This window comes from Protofrankia sp. Cas8, from assembly GCF_963555845.1.
In the GTDB taxonomy this organism is placed as follows: Bacteria; Actinomycetota; Actinomycetes; order Frankiales; family Frankiaceae; genus Protofrankia.
Genome location: NZ_CAUVXI010000137.1, coordinates 1 through 3,026 on the forward strand (window position 1 = coordinate 1; position 3,026 = coordinate 3,026).

Below are 3,026 nucleotides of genomic sequence, written 5' to 3' on the forward strand. Positions count from 1 at the left end.
GCTGCGCCGCCTCGGCGTCGAGGTCATCGACCTGTATTACCAGCACCGGGTCGATCCGGCCGTGCCGGTGGAGGAAACCTTCGGCGCGCTTGCCGAGCTGGTCTCCGCTGGCAAGGTCCGCTACCTCGGGATCTCCGAGGCTGCGCCGGACACCATCCGCCGCGCGCACGCGGTGCATCCGCTGGCCGCCGTCCAAACCGAGTACTCGCTGTTCAGCCGGGACGTTGAGGACAACGGCGTGCTGGCGACCGTCCGTGAGCTGGGCATCGGCTTCGTGCCCTACTCGCCGCTCGGCCGCGGGTTCCTTGCCGGGACGATCCGCAGCCTCGACGACCTCGCCCCCGACGACTTCCGCCGTACCTCACCGCGGTTCCAGGGGGAGAACTTCGCCCGCAACCTCGACGTCGTCGACCGGGTCGTCGCCCTCGCCAAGGCGAAGGAGGTCACGCCATCCCAGCTCGCGCTCGCCTGGGTGCTGGCCCAAGGCGACGACATCGTGCCCATCCCCGGCACCCGCCGAATCGCCAACCTGGAGGACAACGCCGCCGCCGTGGACGTCGCCCTCACCGCCGACGACCTCACCGCCATCGAGGCCGTCGCACCCGCTGGCGTCGTCTCCGGTGACCGCTATCCGCCCAGAGCCATGCAGGCGGTCCACATCTAACGGGGTCGGGTAGCTCCGACGTGTTGCCACGTCGGAGCCCCTTTGAACCCGGCGTGCCAGGCCATGGCAGCGCCGAATTGTGGCGCCCCGTACCCGCCACACAGGACCGCGAGATCAGCGGATGAACGTTCGGACCTGCTGCTCCCAGTCGTCCGTGTGGATGATCCGCCCGACGAACGCCTCGCGCAGTACCCGCAGGTATGGCAAGCGCTCGACGGCCTGGCGGTAGGGGGAGGCGGCGGTCGCGGCATCGGAGTAGATCGCCGCGACCCGGAACCCGAGCAGCGCGAGTGCCTGGTTCAGTGCGGGGACGCAGCCGGGGTATGCCCGGTAGACGTAGGTAGCGTGGCCATCCTCGCTGAGGACCTCGAACAGCACGTGGCGAGCGGTTTCGCAGAAGGTGAAAGCGAGGACCGTCGGGGCGTCGCCGCTGACGGTGAGCGCTGCGAGATCAGTCCACGGCGCGTGGGCACGTCCCTGGTTCGGCTGCGCGCGTGGCCTCGGTTGATGGTCATGCCCCAGCGACTGGCCGCCGAATCCGGCCCCCTCGCGCCCATACCCGCCGAGCAGGCGATAGGCCAGTACAGCGTCGACGTCCGGTTCGGCGTCAAGCCCCCCGCTCATCGCCGAGCCCATCGCATCCACCAGGCCTCCGTGGGCGACCCCGGCCAATCCGCCTGGCGCCGGGGTCGGTACGGCGTGGTTCCTCGGCCCGATCGGGTGGGCGTCGTCGCGGCCGGTCGACCAGCCTTCCCGCTCGACGGAGACGCTTTGATGCAGGCCGAACCAGAGCGTGCCGATCGTGGCCAGTACGTCGATGCAGCGCGCCTGCCGGGGTGTGGAGCAGACAGCGACGAGCGAGGTGAACATGGTCGGGTCGACCCCGTCGAGTTGGGCGCGCGGGGTAGCGACCCCGTCGGCCAGGTAGCCGGCGACCCGACGGGCGGCCAGCGATCCCAGGCCGGGCAGGAGCGCCGAGACCAGGTGCCCGCTGCGTGCCCGGGCCGCGCTGACTCGGACGCGCAGGAGCTCGCGGAACTCGCCGGTGCGCCGACCGAGCCGCGCGATTACCAGCCTGCGTCCGTCCAGGGTGGCGATCTCGAGGTGGTAGCCCGACCCCTCAGCGGCTATCTCACCAAGGAACGAGTACGGCACCTGTTCTGGATCGCCGAGGTCAGGCACCGCAATCAGGGCGTCGTCGTACAGGTACAGCGCAGCGTCCACGCCGTCGAGCGCTCCGGCAAACCGCTCCGGTCGCCCGACGCCCATCAGCAGCAGGGTCTGGATGAGATCTTCGGCCCGGGCTTGGACAAGGTCTGCCAGCACCTGACCGTGCAGCCGACCCAAGCCCTCCAGCAGCAGCATCGGGCCCTCCGCCAACTGCAGGAGCAGGGCTCCCGCAGCGACGTCGGTGACACCGAGGATGTCGGCGCACCGGACCTGCAACGGCTGGCCTGCCTTCGGCGAGACCACGAGCGTGTGATCACGCACAACCGCGGTGGCCTCGCCGTCTTCGAGGAGTTCCTCGTCGGGACCCATCAGTCGGTAGCGCATCGGTAGCGGTCGGCGGCTACGCGGTTGTTCCGCACTCGCCGCAGAAGCTGACCCCCGGCCCGAGACCGGACCCGCAGTTCACGCAGAACCTGCTGGGGCGCGCGGCGGCAAGGGCGGTCCCACAGTGCGCGCAGAACCTGCCGCCACCGCTTTCCTGCCCGCAACCGGAGCAGAGCCCGGTGCCCCGGTCGCGCAGGTTGAGGTCGTCGGTCCAGTCGACCTGCCGCACTCGTTCGTCGATCTGCTGGACCTGGGCCGAGGCCTGGCGGGCGGCGATCTCCTGGTCGACCTTGGGTGCGCAGGTCACGCACAGGCCGCGGGTACCGTTCCAGCAGACCTGCTTGCAGACCCACTGGCCGCAACGGTGGCACTGCTGGAAGCTGGGGGAGACCTCTTCGACGGCAGCGCGCAGCATCCTGTCGTTGGTCGACCCGGCGGTAGAGTCACGCAGCCACTCGGCGTTCCAGCCGGCGTCGGCGATCCGGTTACCCATGCTGCCGCCGAGTAGCCGCCCACCTATCGTCGCGATCCGGCCACCGAAGCCGGTGACGGAATGCCGGAACGCGGACTTGTACCCGTTACCGCACCGCAGGCAGGAGAACTCATACTGGTAACCCTCGCGTGTCGACAGGTCCCGGTAGTTGTTTGTGAAAGGCACCTGGTTCGCCATGCCGCTCCCTCGCACCTCACGGCCAGGGCCCGCAGCCCCACCCGGACCTCCCGCACTCTGCAATTCCACCAGGCCTCCGGCAGCTCGAGAACCACGCTCGTCACACCATCGGCTATCTGCGGACAACCCGCATCATAG

General features: G+C 69.7%; 3 protein-coding genes. 1 reads left to right on the top strand and 2 read right to left on the bottom strand.

Going from position 1 to position 3,026, the window contains the following annotated elements:
* Window positions 1-664 (top strand): aldo/keto reductase (locus U9977_RS18165; RefSeq protein ID WP_322750472.1); only part of this gene is annotated, 664 nt, incomplete at its 5' end.
* Window positions 665-778: 114 nt separating this feature from the next.
* Here the strand turns inward: U9977_RS18165 and U9977_RS18170 are convergent.
* Together U9977_RS18170 and U9977_RS18175 are read right to left on the bottom strand one after the other, a co-directional pair.
* Window positions 779-2,218 (bottom strand): hypothetical protein, encoded by a 1,440-nt coding sequence (locus U9977_RS18170; protein ID WP_322750473.1) that lies wholly within the window; start codon window positions 2,216-2,218, stop codon window positions 779-781.
* Window positions 2,219-2,234: 16 nt separating this feature from the next.
* A complete protein-coding gene (locus U9977_RS18175; RefSeq protein ID WP_322750474.1) occupies window positions 2,235-2,888 on the bottom strand; it encodes a zinc ribbon domain-containing protein in 654 nt (217 codons plus the stop codon).
* Window positions 2,889-3,026: the final 138 nt, after the last annotated feature.